The sequence below is a fragment of the Haemophilus sp. HMSC061E01 genome (assembly GCF_001810345.1).
Taxonomy (GTDB): Bacteria; Pseudomonadota; Gammaproteobacteria; order Enterobacterales; family Pasteurellaceae; genus Haemophilus_D.
This window is the reverse complement of sequence record NZ_KV801003.1, coordinates 9,283-27,181: the sequence shown is the minus strand read 5'-3', so window position 1 is coordinate 27,181 and position 17,899 is coordinate 9,283. Positions and strand designations below refer to the sequence as shown.

Here is a 17,899-nt window from a genome sequence, read left to right as displayed (position 1 = left end):
TTTTGCCGCAACGGGAATTACGCACGGTGAATTACTTAAAGGGATTTCTCGCCGTGGCAACTTGGCCACCACAGAAACCTTATTAATCCGTGGTAAATCACGCACCATTCGTAAAATCCAATCCATCCATTATCTCGATAGAAAAGATTCTGAAATCTATGAGATTTTAAGAAATTAGTGAAAATAAAAGAGCGGTCATAAAAAACAATGAATTTTTTGACCGCTCTTTTTATTTCTTACAGCATTTTCTTCAATTGATACAGATAAGCTAAGGCTTGTTTTGGACTTAATTCATCTGGATCAAGCTGCTCAATGGCTTCACGTAAAGCATCAGGTTCCGCCTCAAAAGCCAATTCACCTTGATGTTGATTTAATGCTCTTAAATGTTGAATTTGTTGATCACCATTTTGTGCCGACAATTTTTCTAACTGATGTAATTTTTGCTTCGCCAGTTTAATGACAGATTGAGGTACACCTGCCAGCGCTGCAACAGCAAGACCATAACTTTTACTTGCCGCACCGTCTTGAACAGCGTGCATAAAGGCAATGGTATTATTGTGTTCTAATGCATCTAAATGAATATTGGCAATGCCTTCAATTTGTTCTGGCAGCGCGGTGAGTTCAAAATAATGGGTCGCAAATAACGTAAGTGAACGAGTTTTCTTCGCTAACCATTCAGCACAAGCCCAAGCTAAAGAAAGCCCATCATAGGTAGACGTCCCCCGTCCAATTTCATCAATCAGAACTAAACTTTGTGAAGTGGCTTGATGAAGAATATTGGCCATTTCAGTCATTTCCACCATAAATGTAGAACGACCGGATGCTAAATCATCAGAGGCACCAATTCGAGTAAAAATACGATCAATTTGCCCAATAACCGCGCTATCAGCCGGTACAAAACTGCCTATATAAGCCATCAACGTAATTAAAGCTGTTTGACGCATATAGGTACTTTTACCGCCCATATTGGGGCCAGTAATAATCAATAAATGACGTTGCTGATTGAGATTCACAGGGTTAGCAATAAAGGGGTCTTTTAAGACTTGTTCCACTACAGGATGGCGACCATTTTCAATTTTTACGCCAATTTCATCACTAAATTGTGGTGCAACATAATTTAAGGTTTCTGCTCGTTCTGCGAGGTTAACTAACACATCCAATTCAGATAATGCCAAGCTAGCTAACTGCAATTGACCTAAATGTGGCAATAATAAATCAAATAATTCATCATAAAGTTGCTTTTCTAAAGCAAGCGCCGCGCCTTTTGATTTTAAAACCTTGTCTTCATATTCTTTTAATTCAGGAATAATGTAGCGTTCGGCATTTTTTAAGGTTTGACGACGAACATAATGAATCGGTGCTTTATGAGCTTGTCCTTGGCTAATTTGAATGTAATAGCCATGCACCGCATTAAAGCCAATTTTTAAAGTATCAATACCCGTACTTTCTCGTTCGCGTTGTTCTAAATTTTCTAAATATTGTGTTGCGCCAGCGGAAAGGGTTCGCCATTCATCTAATTCGGCATTATAGCCTTCAGCAATAACGCCACCATCGCGAATTAATAATGGAGGCGTTTCAATAATTGCTTTTTGAAGTAGCTCGATTTGTGAGGAAAAATCACCAATTTGTGCAGAAAGTGCGGTCAAATTTGACGATATTTTTGTATGAATCAGTGATTTTATCGGTTCAATTTGTTCTAATGCAGTACGTAAACGCGTGAGATCTCGAGGACGTGCAGAACGCAGTGCTACACGGGCAAGAATACGTTCCATATCCCCCACTTGTTGCAAATAAGGCTGCAATTCGTGATACAAATCTTGCTCAATAATTTCACCAATCGTTTTTTGGCGTTTTAATAGAATGTCTGTTTGACGGATAGGTTGATGAATCCAACGTTTTAACAAACGACTACCCATTGGCGTAACACATTTATCTAATACCGAAGCCAGCGTATTTTCTGTGCCACCCGCAAGATTTTGAGTGAGTTCTAAATTTCGGCGTGTTGCAGCATCTAATTGAATATTATCGTTATTTTGAATAACACTGATGCTTTGAATATGTGGAAGAGAAGCACGTTGTGTTTCTTTTGCATATTGTAATAAACAGCCTGCTGCTGCCAAGCCAAGAGGTGATTTTTCTACACCAAATGCACGTAAATCTTTTGTACCAAATTGGCGATTAAGTTCTGAAATCGCCGTACTGAGCTCAAATTCCCAAATAGGACGACGACGTAGACCCTTATAAGGTTCGATAATAGCCATTTCGGCAAAATCTTCACAATAAAGTAATTCTACCGGATTAATGCGCTGTAATTCAGCTTGTAAGGCTTCTTTTGAATGAGGTTCACAAAGCTGGAAGCGTCCAGATGTTATGTCTAATGTGGCTAGACCAAATTTTTCTTTTTCCTGATAAACCGCCACAATTAAGTTATCTTGGCGTTCTGGTAAAAGTGCTTCATCACTTACCGTACCTGGTGTCACAATTCGTACAATTTTGCGTTCAACCGGCCCTTTTGATGTGGCGGGATCACCCACTTGCTCACAAATGGCCACAGGTTCACCTAATTGCACTAATTTTGCTAAATAGCCTTCTACCGCATGATAAGGCACGCCCGCCATAGGTATTGGATTACCTGCTGATTGCCCACGTTTCGTTAAAGAAATATCTAACAACGCTGCCGCTTTTTTTGCATCATCATAAAAAAGCTCGTAAAAATCCCCCATTCGATAAAATAATAAAATGTCAGGATTTTCTGCTTTTAACTTGAGATATTGCTGCATCATCGGCGTATGCTGCTCGAAATTATCTTGTAAATTCATGACGTTATCCAGTTTAGGTATTTAACTTTTTGTCTAGCAAATATAGGTTTTACGATAGAAGTGATGTGTTATTTTTAGCTGATTTTAATTTTCTACATCCACACTCAGTACTTCATCTTCTGTTTTTAACAGTGTATAGACATCTTTTAGCATTTCATTATCAATATTGTAGCATCTTACTTGCAAGCGAACCTCGCCGCTAGCTTGGTCTTTTACTGAGATATTTTCAATGCGGTAATCATGTTTTAACAATAAATCGGTCACTTTACTGATGCCGTTAGCAGAACTCAGTTGAATAGCTAAACGAGTACGTTTTTTATAGGTTTTACGACGAACATAACGCTGCACAATCGGGCTGATACGGATAGCGATTAAAATCATTAAAGTGGCAATAATCGCATCAAAAATAAAGCCTGCACCTGTTGCCACACCGATAGCCGCTGCCGCCCAGATGATTGCTGCAGTGGTTAAGCCTGAAATAGCATCATTTTTCTTGTGCAAAATAACCCCTGCACCTAAGAAACCTATGCCACTGATTACCTGTGCGGCAAGTCGCATAGGGTCAGTTCGAATGTTATCTGAAACTTGCGCATAATGTTCTGCAGCTTGAATGGAGACAATCGTCAGTACACAAGTTGTCACCGCAATAATGGCACAGGTTTTGACCCCAACCGGTTTATGTTTAAGTTCACGTTCTAAACCAATAATCCCGCCAAGTACAAGTGCGAGCAGCATTTTCCCTAGGATAAGTAAGTAAGCCGTCTGTTCAAGAGCGGTCGAAAAAATAAAAGAATTTTCCATGTTAATAATGAATATGAGTAAATAAAAAACGGGCGTTATTCTACCTGAAAAAAGGACTTTAATGGGCAAATTTACAATCAATTTACCTTTAATTTATCGCCTTTCGGCTTGAAATTGAGTAAAATCTCAAGTTTTGAAAGATGATGATAGCTGAGAATAAATTTATGCAAAAATCAACGCCGAATATTGGCTTTGTAAGTTTAGGTTGTCCTAAAAATTTAGTGGATTCTGAACGTATTCTGACTGAATTACGTACTGACGGATATAACATTGTACCAAGTTATGAAAATGTGGACTTGGTTATTGTGAATACTTGTGGCTTTATTGATAGCGCTGTACAGGAATCCCTTGAAGCCATTGGAGAGGCGTTGGAAGAAAACGGACGCGTGATTGTGACGGGTTGTTTGGGTGCGAAAGAAGATCAAATTCGCCAAGTTCACCCGAAAGTATTGGAAGTGAGCGGCCCGCACAGTTATGAAACAGTCATGGCACAAGTACATAAATATGTACCAAAACCAGAACATAATCCATACACTAGCCTTGTACCAAAACAAGGGGTGAAATTAACACCAAAACACTACGCTTATTTGAAAATCTCAGAAGGTTGTGATCATCGTTGCACATTCTGTATAATCCCTTCATTACGTGGGGATTTAGAAAGCCGCTCTATCACGCAAGTATTGGATGAAGCAAAACGTCTTGCTGATGCGGGCGTGAAAGAGTTATTGGTCGTTTCACAAGATACTTCTGCTTATGCGATGGATACACAACGCAAAGAAGGTGGCGTGAAAACCGCTTTCTGGAATGGTATGCCAATTAAAAATGACTTAATGACCTTGTGTAAACAGCTTGGTAAATTAGGTATTTGGGTGCGTTTACATTACGTTTATCCTTATCCTCATGTGGATGATTTAATTCCATTAATGGCGGAAGGTTTATTGTTGCCTTATTTGGATATTCCATTACAACATGCGAGTCCGAAAATTTTAAAAGCAATGAAAAGACCAGGAAAAATTGACCGCACTTTAGAGCGTATCAAGCAATGGCGTGAGATTTGTCCTGATTTAACCTTGCGTTCAACTTTCATTGTAGGTTTCCCAGGTGAAACAGAAGAAGATTTCCAAATGTTATTGGATTTCTTAAAAGAAGCACAACTTGATCGTGTAGGCTGTTTCAAATTTAGCCCGGTAGAAGGCGCACCTGCAACTGAAATGACCGACCAAGTGCCTGAAGATGTAAAAGAAGAACGTTTCCACCGCTTTATGCAGTTACAACAAGAAATTTCGGCTGAACGATTAAAACAAAAAATTGGCCAAACACTTGATGTAATTGTGGATGAAATTGATGACGAAGGTATTATCGGTCGTACAAAAGCTGATGCACCCGAAGTTGATGGCTTAGTTTATATTGAAAATCTAAGTGGCTCGCCTGTGAAAGTAGGTGAATTTATTAAAGTAACCATTACTCATTCAGATGAATACGATCTGTGGGGAACCTGTTAATTATTAATCTTATTTATTTTTTACCAAAGGAATTAAAAAATGGCAGAAACACAAAAACAACCAAGTGTTATCCGTTTTGAACAAGAAGTTGCAGCAAAAAATTATGAAGCAGCTTGTGTGGAATTGCTCGATATTTTAAGTAAATTAGATAGTAATTTTGGTGGCGTTGAAAGCATTGAAATTGATTATCCTAGCCAATTAAATGATGAATTAGGACAAGATAAAATTAAGCATTTTTGTACCCGCGTAGCAGTGGCTATGAGCGAGCTATTTTCTGATCCTAAATTAGATATTTCTGAAGGCGGAGCTCAACGTTTCTTTACCTTACAACGTTGGATTAACATGATTTTTGCATCATCACCTTTTGTGAATGCGGATCATGTGTTGCAGACTTATAACCGCAATCCAGATAAGACTAATTTATCTGATTTTCATTTAGATAATGCAAGATCATCATTAATTAAATTCTATATTTTGTACTTGCCGGAATCAAATATAAACGTGAATCTTGATGCTTTATGGAATTTAGATCCAGAATTATGCGCATCCCTTTGTTTTGCATTGCAATCACCACGTTTTATCGGTACTGATCAAGCGTTCTCTAAGCGTGGTACGCTTTTACAATGGTTTCCTGAAAAATTAGCGACAATTGAAAATTTAAATAATGTGCCGAGTGCAATTTCACACGATGTGTATATGCATTGTAGCTACGATATTGCCGAAAATAAACACTGGGTGAAAAAAGCATTAAACCAAGTCATCCGTCGTCATTTATTGGAAGGTGGATGGACAGATCGCGATGTCACTAAATTAGGTGAACGTGATGGCAAACCTGTCATGGTCGTATTATTGGAGCATTTCCATTCATCTCATTCAATTTACCGTACGCATTCCACTTCAATGATTGCTGCACGTGAGCGTTTTCATTTAATTGGTGTGGGTAATGAAGCTGTAGATGCAGCAGGCCAAGCGGTGTTTGATGAATTCCATTTATTAAAAGGCGATAATATTTTTAGTAAATTGAATGAATTAAAAGAGATTTGTGAAAAAAATGGTGCAGCCGTTCTTTATATGCCAAGTATTGGGATGGATTTAACCACCATTTTTGCAAGTAATACGCGTCTTGCACCGGTTCAAGTGATTGCTTTAGGCCATCCAGCGACGACACATTCTGATTTTATTGAATATGTAATTGTAGAAGATGACTACGTTGGTTCTGAAAAATGCTTTAGTGAGCAATTATTGCGTTTACCTAAAGATGCCTTACCTTATGTGCCTTCAGCGCTTGCACCGCAACACGTAGAATATCGCTTACGTGAAAATCCTGAAGTGGTTAATATTGGTATTGCTTCTACCACAATGAAGCTTAATCCCTATTTCTTGGCTGCATTAAAGGCTATTCGTGATCGTGCGAATGTTAAGGTTCATTTCCACTTTGCTTTAGGTCAATCCAGTGGTGTGACCCATCCTTACGTTGAGCGTTTTATTAAATCTTATTTAGGCAATGATGCAACAGCTTATCCACATGCACCTTATGATCAATATCTTCGTATTTTGCATAACTGCGATATGATGGTGAATCCATTCCCATTCGGGAATACGAATGGCATTATTGATATGGTGACATTAGGTTTAGTAGGTATATGTAAAACCGGTGCAGAAGTCCATGAACATATTGATGAAGGGTTATTTAAACGTTTAGGTTTACCAGAATGGTTAATTGCAAATACGGTGGATGAATATGTTGAACGTGCAATTCGTTTAGCTGAAAACCATCAAGAACGTTTAGAGCTTCGTCGTCATATCATTGAGAATAATGGTTTACAAACCTTATTTACTGGTGATCCAAGCCCAATGGGTAGAGTGTTACTTGAAAAATTTGAGGAATGGAAAGCGGAAAATTTAGCTGAAAAGCCAAAGAAAAAATCAACTAAATCTGCAACGACAAAAGAGAAGCCAACAAAGTCTACCACGACAAAGAAAAGTGCGGTCAAATCTGAAGGTAAATCTGAGCCGAAAAAAACGGTAAAGAAAACCACGAAAAAAGCAGATAAATAATCAATAAATCCCCGAAAGGGGATTTTTTATTGAGAAAAATTAAACAAAGTCTCATTTTTTTTAAAAAAACTTGATTTTGTGGCATAAAGCCTGTAATTAATAGACCCATTCAACACAACATAAAATAAGGAAAAACTCATGAAAAACGTCGGTTTTATCGGTTGGCGCGGAATGGTCGGTTCCGTATTAATGGATCGTATGGTGCAAGAGCAAGATTTTGCCAATATTAATCCAGTTTTCTTCACCACTTCTCAAGCAGGTCAAAAAGCCCCTGTATTCGCAGGAAAAGAGGCGGGCGAGCTTAAAAATGCATTCGACATTGAAGAACTTAAAAAATTAGACATTATCGTGACCTGCCAAGGTGGTGACTATACCAATGAAGTTTATCCAAAATTAAAAGCAACAGGTTGGGATGGTTATTGGGTTGATGCAGCGTCTGCACTACGTATGAAAGATGATGCAATTATCGTACTTGATCCAGTAAACCAACACGTGATTTCTGAAGGCTTGAAAAAAGGCATTAAAACTTTCGTGGGCGGTAACTGTACCGTGAGCTTAATGTTGATGGCTATTGGTGGTTTATTTGAAAAAGATTTAGTGGAATGGGTATCTGTTGCAACTTACCAAGCGGCTTCAGGTGCAGGCGCAAAAAATATGCGTGAATTGCTTTCACAAATGGGTTTATTAGAACAAGCGGTTTCAAGTGAATTAAAAGACCCTGCTTCGTCAATTTTAGATATTGAACGTAAAGTGACTGCAGAAATGCGTTCTGATAGTTTCCCAACTGATAACTTCGGTGCGGCATTAGGTGGTAGCTTAATCCCTTGGATTGACAAACTTCTCCCAGAAACAGGACAAACTAAAGAAGAATGGAAAGGCTATGCAGAAACCAACAAAATCTTAGGTTTAAGCGATAATCCAATTCCTGTTGATGGTTTATGTGTGCGTATCGGTGCATTACGCTGCCACAGCCAAGCATTCACTATCAAACTGAAAAAAGACTTACCGTTAGAAGAAATCGAACAAATTTTAGCGTCTCACAACGAATGGGTGAAAGTGATTCCAAATGACAAAGAAATCACATTACGTGAATTAACCCCAGCTAAAGTAACAGGTACATTAAGCGTACCGGTTGGTCGTTTACGTAAATTGGCAATGGGTCCAGAATACTTAGCGGCATTCACTGTAGGTGACCAATTATTATGGGGTGCTGCAGAGCCAGTTCGCCGTATCTTAAAACAATTGGTGGCATAATTTTTACTTTCATTACAAAGGGCGTATTCACTACGCCCTTTTCATTGGAAAATTATGATCAGAGAACCTCATTTTCATCAATTTGCTCTTGCGGAGTTATTGCCTTTTTTTGAGCAATTTCCGACGCAATATCTTTCTGGCGAACGAAATATCAAATTGGCTTATCGTCATTTGGTTCAGCCTGAAAGTGTGGTCAGAAAATTGATGATTTTGGTGAATGGTCGAGCAGAAAATATGCTGAAATGGACTGAGTTGGCTTATGATTTCTACCAACAAGGTTATGATGTATTGCTTTTCGATCATCGAGGACAAGGTTATTCACAGCGTATTATTCCTCAAAAAGGGCATTTAGATGAGTTTCGTTTTTATACCGATGATATGGCAAAAATCATTGAAAAAACGACCGCACTTTATGCTTATCAAGCCCAATATATTCTCGCGCACTCTCTCGGCGCTCTAATTTCCACCTATTATCTGGCCAATTACGATCATCATATTAAAAAAGCTGTGCTTTCTTCGCCTTTCTTTGGCGTTCCCATGAAACATCCGTTACGAGATGAAGTCATCATTGCAACGATGATGGCATTTGGTCAAGGTCATCGTTATGTTTTCGGCAAAGGACATTACAAACCGGCAGATTTAAATCTTAATGAACTTAGCCATTCTAAAACGCGAATGAAATGGATGAACCGTATTAATCGAAAACGCGCTGCTATTCACTTAGGCGGCCCGACTTTCCGCTGGGTACATTTATGTTTAAATGCAATCAAAGCACTCCCTAAAATCATCCCAAGAGTGGAAACACCAGTGCTTATCCTACAAGCGGAAAAGGAAAAGATTGTAGATAACAAAAATCTTGAAAAATTGACCGCACTTTTTCCACATGCCGAATCTATGCTTGTACCTCAAGCAAAACATGAAATCCTTTTTGAAAAGGATAACGTGAGAAAAACCGTGTTTGAACGCGTGAATCAATTTCTTCATTCTTAAAGTTGTTTTTTAATCTGCATCAAGTTTTCATCAAATTTTATTAAAAACATCGCTTAAATCTTTACTCGTACTAAATAAGTGGTATCTTTATAACCGCTTATTTAATCGATTGCGTCACGATCGTTATCCGTGATGAATTATTTTTTGTTCATTTATCTAGGAGTTATCCTATGGAAAGTAAAATTCCAGCAGTAGAAGTCAAACTTGGCTTTAAATGGCAGGGGCTGCTGATAGCCGTCATCGTTGGTTTAGGGATTTGGTTAATCCCGACACCAGAAGGTTTATCCGCTAAAGCCTGGGGAATGCTGGCACTGTTTGTCGCAACCATTGTCGCTATTATCGCTAAAGCAATGCCTATGGGTGCTGCAACACTCGTTGCCTTGGTGATCAGTGGATTAACTGGGCTTACACCAATTTCGCCAAAACAAGGTGATGTTGGTATGTTATCTGGCTTTGCAAACGGCACAATTTGGTTGATTGCTATTGCCATGTTTTTATCTCGCGCGGTGATTAAAACCGGTTTAGGTAAACGTATCGCGCTGTACTTCGTTGGTCGTTTTGGTAAAAAAATGATGGGCGTGGCTTATGGTATGGCGTTGGCTGATGTTGTGATCGGTCCAGGGATTCCTTCGGCTTCTGCGCGTGGGGGCGGTATTATGTACCCTATTATGCAATCTATTGCTGATGCGTATGAGTCCAAACCGGGTCCAACCGCTCGTCGTGCAGGTGCATTCTTAGCGATTGCGGTCTCTCAAATCGATACCATTATTTGTACCATGTTCTTAACCGCCATGGCGGGTAACCCGTTAATTGCAGAACTTGCGAAAAGCCAAGGTGTAGAAATCACTTGGATGACATGGTTCTTAGGAGCAATCGTACCAGGTATTGTGAGCTTAATCGTCTTACCTTATTTCGTGTATTTAATTTATCCGCCAGAATTAAAAGATACGCCTAAAATGGCAGAAATGGCACGTGAAGAATTAAAAAGCATGGGTCCAATGAGCAAAGCGGAATGGATTCTTGCCTTAGATTTTATCCTTCTTTTATTCCTTTGGACGGTGGGTGATTTAGTCTTCCATATCCCTGCAACGATTTCTGCATTTATCGGTTTAGTGATTTTATTATTAACCAACATTATGAGCTGGAAAAATATCGTAGCAGAAACGACTGCTTGGGATACGATGTTCTGGTTTGCGGTATTGGTAATGATGGCAAATGCACTTAATAAATACGGTGCAATCACTTGGATTTCCACCCACATTTCTTCATCTGTGGGCGGTTTCAGCTGGCCAGTTGCCTTTACTATTTTAGTGCTGGTGTATTTCTATACCCGCTATTTCTTTGCTTCAGCCATGGCGCATATTTCCGCAATGTATCTCGCTTTCGTGGCAGCGGCTATCGCAGTGGGTACACCACCAATCATTGCTGCAATTGGTTTAGGTTACACCTCAACATTATCCATGAGTTTAACGCAATACGCTGGTGGTCCTGGCCCAGCATTATACGGTTCAGGTTATAACTCAACCGGTCAATGGTGGGGCGTGAGCTTTATTGTTTCCATCCTCTCATTAGTGATTTGGTTCGGTGTGGGTGGATTATGGATGAAACTACTTGGCTGGTGGTAATCCTTATTAATTCATAAAAATCCCTAAAAAACGACCGCACTTTGATTTGTATCTCAAAAGTGCGGTTGTTTTTATCTGTATTTTGAATTAATCATCCCAGTCATCATCCCAATCACGATGTCTTCTGTGGTGATGATGTCTTTTATGTTTTTTATGATGGCGATATTCTCTGTCATCGTAGTCTCCGCCTTTGTTCACTTGACTACCGATTACACCACCTAATGCTGCGCCGCCGAGTGTTGTGGCAATATCTCCACCTAATAAACCACCGGCTACGCCGCCGATTGCTGCACCTGTTGCAGTATGACGTTGTTGTCTGTCCATTTCACAAGCGGTTAAGCTTCCTGCTAATGCAACAATCACTAACCCTTTCATCAATTTAGATTTCATAAATCTACTCCTCTATTTTTGTCGGGATTGCTTGCCTAAGCACTTATGCAATCCGGCGTGTAAAAGCATTCCTTTTACGATTGCTTTGACTATGTGGAAAATTAGTTAGTTCAAATGGCTTGTTCAATTGGTTTAAGAATGAGCAATTTTTGGTATGATTGTTGAGAGGTTTAATTAGTGATTCAGTCAGATGTTGTAAAATCTATTTTAACTAATTGAAGTTAGGGATTAATAATGTTTGGTATTTTCTTTAAAGATAAAGGCGTGTCTATTAATAATGAAAATGGAATGCATGTTTTGGCCTCGATCTCTTTGGGTGAATATGTAGAAGAATTGCATATTCCAATAGACTACTGGGGCATTGAAGAATATAAAAAGAGCTGGGCTACATCCATAGCTGATGGGATAGAAAAAAAGAAACATTCAGTACTTATTACATCTATGCATAAGCCAGAATCTTTAAATTTTATTTCTGCATGGATTATTTATTATGATGGGGAAAATTCTTATGTTCAAAATAAGATAATATTTGTAGATGATTTCCCAGAATTTGATGCGTCTAAAATCAATGAATATGTAAATGAACGAGAGGTCTTAAATGAAGATGGTTTTAAGATATCTGAATGGATAGTAAAAACAAAAGATATAATTGACTTTTACAATGATATTATTAACTTGGCAAGATAGAATGTATGAATCCTTGATTCATGCGACGAAGGATAGCAAAAATAATGGAGAATAAGTAATGATGAATATATTTGCTATTCTTAAAAAGGCTTTTTTTTCTTCAATTATTATGACAGTGTTACTTTCTATAATGATGTATTTAAGAGGATATCCTGCAGAAATTTCATTTGTTATAAAGTATATATTCCATTTTTTCTTCTTTTCTATGATATTAGTTATATCTTTTGGAAACTATCTAAAAAAAGAAGAAAAAAACATTGCTAATAAAATAAAGAAAAAAAGGGGAAGAAATGGGAATTAATGATGCTTTTTTTAGGCATCTCTTAGAAGAAAGGCTTCGTCTTGAAAGTAATGGTCTTCCCACTTATCAAGAGGGCTTAGGGATGAATTTTATTATTAGGTGCAATGGTAATGCCAATGAGGTAATGAGATTAGCAAGAGATGTGTTATTAAAGGTCAATTATCAATATGATTTATATACTAAGTCTAAATGGGACGATGTAGAAGCTTGGAAAAAAATATTACCAATAAAATTTATTAATGGTTTTAAAAAAGTTAAAAGCCGTTTTGATATTTTTGGTTTTTTTTGTAGAAAAAGAGAGGACGATTGGACTTTTGATAACTGGATATTTCTTATGGATCCTATAGATAGAAGCTGGTTTTGGTGGGGAGCAACTATTTTAGATGAAGACCACTTTTTATTTGCAACTAAAGTTCTAGATGATCCATTTTTATCGGGAACATTAAGATGGTTATTTATAGGATGTGGTGCTATTGAGGTTATAGAAGAGGGGGATTTTTAGTAAGGTGGAGTATGTGAATAATTTATTATTGGCACTCCCAGATAGGCGTGTCTCCTGACGCGTGCTTGTATCTATCTAAAAAACTATACATCTGAAGAAGTTATTGAAGTATTGATAATTTAAGTGCGGTCAATTTTCAAAGAGTTTTAAAACCCCTCAAAAACTGACCGCACTTTTTTGTATTTTTGATGCTTCTTTTGTCGAAATATTGCCCTCTCATAGCAATCCCGCCTACAACACCATTCCCATATCTGCTTGTCCTATTGAGAAAACTGGTTAGTCCAACTCGCTTGTTTAATTGCTCTAATAATCAGTATGTTTATGATTTTTGATATAAAATTATCAAATAAAAATAATTTTCTATAAATTTGATAAAATTTTATTGATTTGTGACTTTGATCACAGTATTGCAGAAAAAAATTCAGTACTATGCTTGCAACTCGATGATAGATGTTTTTAGTAGCGGGTTAATAATCATGGACTTTAAACCTAACATAATAGGAGATTTATTATGGCATACTATCCAGCAGAACCGTTCCGTATTAAAAGTGTTGAACCTGTTTCAATCTTACCAAAAGCAGAACGTGAAAAAGCAATGAAAGCGGCAGGCTTCAATACCTTCTTACTTGATTCAAAAGATGTTTATATCGACCTTTTAACCGATAGTGGTACAAATGCAATGAGTGACCGTCAATGGGCCGGTATTATGATGGGTGATGAAGCTTATGCAGGTAGCCGCAACTTCTATCATTTACAAGAAACGGTTCAAGACTTATTTGGTTTCAAACATATTGTGCCAACTCACCAAGGTCGTGGTGCTGAAAATATTCTTTCTCGTATCGCGATTAAACCGGGTCAATACGTACCAGGTAATATGTATTTCACCACTACACGTTTCCACCAAGAAGCCAATGGCGGTATTTTCTACGATATTATTCGTGATGAAGCGCATGATGCGACATTAGATGTGCCATTTAAAGGCGATATTGATGTTAAAAAATTAGAAAAATTAATTAACGAAAAAGGCGCTGAAAATATTGCTTATGTGTGCTTGGCGGTAACAGTAAACTTAGCTGGTGGTCAACCGGTTTCTATCGCAAACATGAAAGCTGTTCGTGAATTAACCGCAAAACACGGCATTAAAGTGTTCTACGATGCAACTCGTTGTATTGAAAATGCTTATTTCATTAAAGAACAAGAACCAGGCTATCAAGATCGTTCAATCAAATCTATCGTTCAAGAAATGTTCAGCTATGCAGATGGTTGTACAATGAGTGGTAAAAAAGACTGCTTAACCAATATCGGTGGTTTCTTATGTATGAATGATGAAGAGTTGTTCATGAAAGCGAAAGAATTGGTTGTTGTGTTCGAAGGTATGCCGTCTTACGGTGGTATGGCTGGTCGTGATATGGAAGCGATGGCGATCGGTTTGAAAGAAGCAACTCAGGAAGAGTACATTGAACACCGTGTTAAACAAGTACGTTACCTCGGTGAAAAATTAAAAGCAGCGGGTGTACCGATTGTAGAACCAATTGGTGGTCATGCGGTGTTCTTAGATGCTCGTCGTTTCTGTCCACATTTGAAACAAGAAGAAGACTTCCCAGCACAAGCATTAGCGGCAGCAATCTATGTTGAATGCGGTGTGCGTACAATGGAACGTGGTATTATTTCAGCTGGTCGTGATATCAAAACTGGCGAAAACCATCATCCAAAACTTGAAACTGTACGTATTACTATTCCGCGTCGTGTTTACACCTATGCACACATGGATTTAGTTGCTGATGGTATTATCCACTTATTCAAACATAAAGAGGATATTAAAGGGCTTCGTTTCGTGTATGAACCAAAACAATTACGTTTCTTCACTGCACGTTTTGAACAAAAATAGGCCTACCGCCCTTACCTCAGTAACGGGGTAAGGGCTTTTTGTATCTAAAAAATATTTGGTTAATGAGAAAAATGCGAAAACATTCTAATGACATTGTAGTTTGATGTATTGTCAAATAAGGAAGTGACTAGCCTTTCTACGATAATCGGAAAGGAGAAAACTTATGAACAAAACATTGGGAAGTACCTTGATTACCTCAGGGACTATGATTGGGGCAGGGATGCTTGCCATGCCTCTCACCTCTGCAGGAATAGGTTTCACGTTTACAGTTGTTCTACTTGTTCTTTTATGGATTCTGCTCACCTATAGCGCATTATTATTTGTTGAGGTTTACCAAACGGCTGAACATGATGCCGGGATTGGCACGCTTGCCGCACAGTATTTTGGTCGACCAGGACGAATTGTCGCAACCAGCGTATTAATGATTTTCCTTTATGCATTACTTTCCGCCTATGTAACCGGTGGTGGTGCAATTCTTGCTTCAACTTTACCTGATTTTGCGACGCCTGATCTCAAAATGAAAGGTTCTATCCTGGCATTTACGATCTTCTTTGGTATCTTCGTGGCAATTGGCACAAGCTTTGTGGATGCCTTAAATCGCTTCTTATTTATCGCGATGATTGCGGCTTTATTTATTGTGCTTGGATTGATGATTCCAGAAATTAAAATCGATAACTTAATGGCCATGCCAATTGATAAAGCACTATTGATTTCGGCTAGTCCGGTTTTCTTTACCGCTTTTGGTTTCCACGGCTCAATTCCTTGCTTAAATAAATACTTAGAAGGTGATGTAAAAGCCTTAAGATTTTCTATTATTGTGGGCTCTGCAATCACATTAGTGGGTTATCTTTTATGGCAATTTTCTACTCATGGCGTGTTAAGTCAAAGCCGATTCTTAGAAATCCTTAATCAAGATCCAACATTAAATGGATTGATTGAAGCCGTTCGAGTGATTACAGGCAGCACCATTATTGCGGCTGTCGTGAAAATCTTCTCTGCCTTAGCACTGATTACCTCATTCTTAGGGGTCGCACTCGGTTTACTAGAATGTATTGACGACTTGTTAAAACGTGTATTCAATTTTTCTGCAAACCGTTTAAGTTTAGGTTTTTTAACCTTCCTTCCGCCATTGCTCTTTGCATTCTTCTATCCAGAAGGTTTCATCCTTGCATTAGGTTATGCAGGACAAATGTTTGCTTTCTATGCAGTGGTATTGCCAGCAGCATTGGTTTGGAAAGCTCGCCATCAACATCCAAACTTACCTTATCGTGTGCCGGGTGGTTCAGGGGTCCTACTCTTTGTCTCAATTCTAGGGATTATTATCGTGAGTATCCCATTCCTAATTAAATTAGGTATATTGCCTGAAGTAGTGGGCTAATAACACGATTAAGATAAAAAAGTGCGGTTAATTTCAACCGCACTTTTTTATGCTTTTCCTTTGATCGCTTTAAGATAGCGATATACGCTAGGTTCTGAGATTTTTAAATATTTGGCGACCATCGGAATGGCGCCTTTGATATTGAAAATACCCTTATCAAATAAGACTTTAATGGCATTTTCCCGTTGTCTTAAGCTGAGTGGTTTATCGGAATGTAATAGGGTGAAATCAAGGTATTCACAAAGGATATCTTCGATGGAGTTTTCGAGTTTTTCTTTATTAATTATTTCAGCTTCTTCCACTTCGGCAAAGGCCGCATCAATACCTAAAATATTGACGAAGTTTCCAAGATTTTCTAATGAAATTAATTTGGTCATCACATCAACCAACTCAGAGGTATCATGATTAATACAAAGGATGCCTTCTAATTTATCCCCATTTTTAATGAAATAAGTTGCACCTCGAATGACCTTTTCGGAATCAGCCACCGCTTTGTAGTTAAAGACAAAATCCTTATCTAAATACACTTTATCCTGCAACAAACTAGAACCAAAAGAACTAAGTGGAGAGGAAAGGGTCCTCCCGCTAACGTGGCTATTCGCAATGGCTTCCATATGAGCCTTATTCTTATCAAAAGAATGAAATACGACTTCGTATTTAGGGCCGAGAACATTTCCCAAAAAATGGGTTAGGCCAATAAAATATTTCTTTTGTACGTTATTCATACCAACTTAATCTCATTAATTTCAGCTTGCTATAGGTATTCTATAACCGCTTATTTTTTATAGCAAATATATTGTAAAAAACGGCAGGTTATCTATGGTGTTTTACTTTAAGTGAATCCCATAATGCTTAATGGGATGTGGTTAGACAATACTTCTGTGATATTCTTTGGTGTTGGGATTTTTATCTTTAAGACACTTCAAGTGAATCTTGTAAGAAATGCTAAAGCTTGTATCCTCATTATTAAGGATTATTACATACGAGATGATTACTAAAGCACATGATGAATTAAAATAAAAGGAGAAGTAGGCATGAGATATTTATTACTCATTTTAAAAAGATCTTTTTTGATGACTATCATTCTACAACTTATTTTTTATATAAATGCGTGGTTTATCACGGGGAATGTTGATCAGAGTGATTTTTTTGTAAGTAAGGAGCATTTGTTTTTTAGTTTAAAAATATGGGGCTCTCTATTTGTTTTATTTTTATTAATATATTCTTTAGGTGATAATAAATATTAATGGCTTACTGATGATGCAAGAATGAGATGATTAAGGTATGACAATGTTTTATTTATTAGAAGAATATGAAGATGAATTGTTATGGTCTGGAGATATATTTAGAGTTTTTATCCAGAATAAGGGGGAGAATTATTACACAGATCGAGTCGTGGACTTTATCATCTTTGAAACAGAGGATGTTGATAGACCGCTAGGGTTGCTATCTATATCTGGTTATAAGGCTGGAAAAATAGCGTTCATCTTTCCTAAAGAAGCTTTTAAAAAAGATGCGATTTATTCTTTAGATAAGAATTGGATAGAAAAAAACATATATGATTATTTATATCTAAACAAAGAGTGTGACAAAGTTTTTATATCAAAAAATGATTCAATACTTCCATTCTAATGTCTAGATTAAACTTACATAAAATAAATCGTTGGATATAAAGTGTGGTCAATTTTCAAAGAGTTTTAAAAC

The 17,899-nt window shown here is 37.7% G+C and carries 16 protein-coding genes; 12 read left to right on the top strand and 4 right to left on the bottom strand.

The window, feature by feature from the left end:
• A partial coding sequence (locus tag HMPREF2732_RS09645; RefSeq protein WP_148129033.1) for a fructose-bisphosphatase class II occupies positions 1-178 on the top strand: 178 nt, incomplete at its 5' end.
• 58 nt (positions 179-236) lie between these two features.
• Here the strand turns inward: HMPREF2732_RS09645 and mutS are convergent.
• Together mutS and HMPREF2732_RS02795 are read right to left on the bottom strand one after the other, a co-directional pair.
• Positions 237-2,819 carry a DNA mismatch repair protein MutS gene (gene mutS, locus HMPREF2732_RS02800; RefSeq protein WP_070590920.1) on the bottom strand — a complete coding sequence of 861 codons (2,583 nt, stop codon included), beginning with the start codon at positions 2,817-2,819 and terminating at the stop codon, positions 237-239.
• Between the two features lie 84 nt (positions 2,820-2,903).
• Complete coding sequence (locus tag HMPREF2732_RS02795; protein ID WP_070590918.1) at positions 2,904-3,620, bottom strand: MgtC/SapB family protein; 717 nt, start codon at positions 3,618-3,620, stop codon at positions 2,904-2,906.
• A 164-nt stretch (positions 3,621-3,784) separates the two neighbouring features.
• Here HMPREF2732_RS02795 and rimO point away from each other — a divergent pair, with 164 nt between their 5' ends.
• From rimO to HMPREF2732_RS02770, 5 genes are all read left to right on the top strand, one after another.
• The gene (gene rimO / locus HMPREF2732_RS02790; RefSeq protein ID WP_070590916.1) at positions 3,785-5,122 is read left to right on the top strand and encodes a 30S ribosomal protein S12 methylthiotransferase RimO; all 1,338 of its coding nucleotides are present in this window, start codon (positions 3,785-3,787) and stop codon (positions 5,120-5,122) included.
• 39 nt (positions 5,123-5,161) lie between these two features.
• Positions 5,162-7,180 (top strand): UDP-glucose:protein N-beta-glucosyltransferase, encoded by a 2,019-nt coding sequence (locus HMPREF2732_RS02785; protein ID WP_070590911.1) that lies wholly within the window; start codon positions 5,162-5,164, stop codon positions 7,178-7,180.
• Between the two features lie 138 nt (positions 7,181-7,318).
• Positions 7,319-8,434 carry an aspartate-semialdehyde dehydrogenase gene (asd, locus tag HMPREF2732_RS02780; protein ID WP_054420070.1) on the top strand — a complete coding sequence of 372 codons (1,116 nt, stop codon included), beginning with the start codon at positions 7,319-7,321 and terminating at the stop codon, positions 8,432-8,434.
• A gap of 54 nt (positions 8,435-8,488) precedes the next feature.
• Positions 8,489-9,424, top strand: a complete 936-nt coding sequence (locus HMPREF2732_RS02775) for an alpha/beta fold hydrolase (RefSeq protein WP_070590908.1) — start codon at positions 8,489-8,491, stop codon at positions 9,422-9,424.
• 170 nt (positions 9,425-9,594) lie between these two features.
• The gene (locus HMPREF2732_RS02770; RefSeq protein ID WP_049365089.1) at positions 9,595-11,049 is read left to right on the top strand and encodes a DASS family sodium-coupled anion symporter; all 1,455 of its coding nucleotides are present in this window, start codon (positions 9,595-9,597) and stop codon (positions 11,047-11,049) included.
• An 87-nt stretch (positions 11,050-11,136) separates the two neighbouring features.
• Here HMPREF2732_RS02770 and HMPREF2732_RS02765 read toward each other — a convergent pair whose 3' ends face one another.
• Positions 11,137-11,439 carry a hypothetical protein gene (locus HMPREF2732_RS02765; RefSeq protein WP_049373789.1) on the bottom strand — a complete coding sequence of 101 codons (303 nt, stop codon included), beginning with the start codon at positions 11,437-11,439 and terminating at the stop codon, positions 11,137-11,139.
• A gap of 234 nt (positions 11,440-11,673) precedes the next feature.
• Between HMPREF2732_RS02765 and HMPREF2732_RS02760 the strand changes: the two genes are divergently transcribed.
• The 5 genes from HMPREF2732_RS02760 to HMPREF2732_RS02740 all read left to right on the top strand — a co-directional run bounded on the left by HMPREF2732_RS02760 (position 11,674) and on the right by HMPREF2732_RS02740 (position 16,195).
• Complete coding sequence (locus HMPREF2732_RS02760; protein WP_049370039.1) at positions 11,674-12,126, top strand: hypothetical protein; 453 nt, start codon at positions 11,674-11,676, stop codon at positions 12,124-12,126.
• A 58-nt stretch (positions 12,127-12,184) separates the two neighbouring features.
• Positions 12,185-12,427 carry a hypothetical protein gene (locus HMPREF2732_RS02755; protein WP_049370040.1) on the top strand — a complete coding sequence of 81 codons (243 nt, stop codon included), beginning with the start codon at positions 12,185-12,187 and terminating at the stop codon, positions 12,425-12,427.
• Positions 12,417-12,929, top strand: a complete 513-nt coding sequence (locus tag HMPREF2732_RS02750; RefSeq protein WP_049370041.1) for a hypothetical protein — start codon at positions 12,417-12,419, stop codon at positions 12,927-12,929. Before HMPREF2732_RS02755 ends, HMPREF2732_RS02750 begins: the two co-directional genes overlap by 11 nt.
• A 511-nt stretch (positions 12,930-13,440) precedes the next feature.
• Positions 13,441-14,817, top strand: coding sequence for a tyrosine phenol-lyase (locus tag HMPREF2732_RS02745; RefSeq protein WP_049365086.1), 1,377 nt, complete (start codon positions 13,441-13,443; stop codon positions 14,815-14,817).
• Between the two features lie 163 nt (positions 14,818-14,980).
• The gene (locus tag HMPREF2732_RS02740) at positions 14,981-16,195 is read left to right on the top strand and encodes an aromatic amino acid transporter (protein ID WP_049365085.1); all 1,215 of its coding nucleotides are present in this window, start codon (positions 14,981-14,983) and stop codon (positions 16,193-16,195) included.
• A 47-nt stretch (positions 16,196-16,242) separates the two neighbouring features.
• Here the strand turns inward: HMPREF2732_RS02740 and HMPREF2732_RS02735 are convergent, their stop codons facing one another.
• Positions 16,243-16,920 carry a helix-turn-helix transcriptional regulator gene (locus HMPREF2732_RS02735; protein ID WP_070590903.1) on the bottom strand — a complete coding sequence of 226 codons (678 nt, stop codon included), beginning with the start codon at positions 16,918-16,920 and terminating at the stop codon, positions 16,243-16,245.
• Positions 16,921-17,485: 565 nt separating this feature from the next.
• Between HMPREF2732_RS02735 and imm45 the strand changes: the two genes are divergently transcribed.
• The gene (gene imm45, locus HMPREF2732_RS02725) at positions 17,486-17,827 is read left to right on the top strand and encodes an Imm45 family immunity protein (RefSeq protein WP_049373792.1); all 342 of its coding nucleotides are present in this window, start codon (positions 17,486-17,488) and stop codon (positions 17,825-17,827) included.
• Positions 17,828-17,899: the final 72 nt, after the last annotated feature.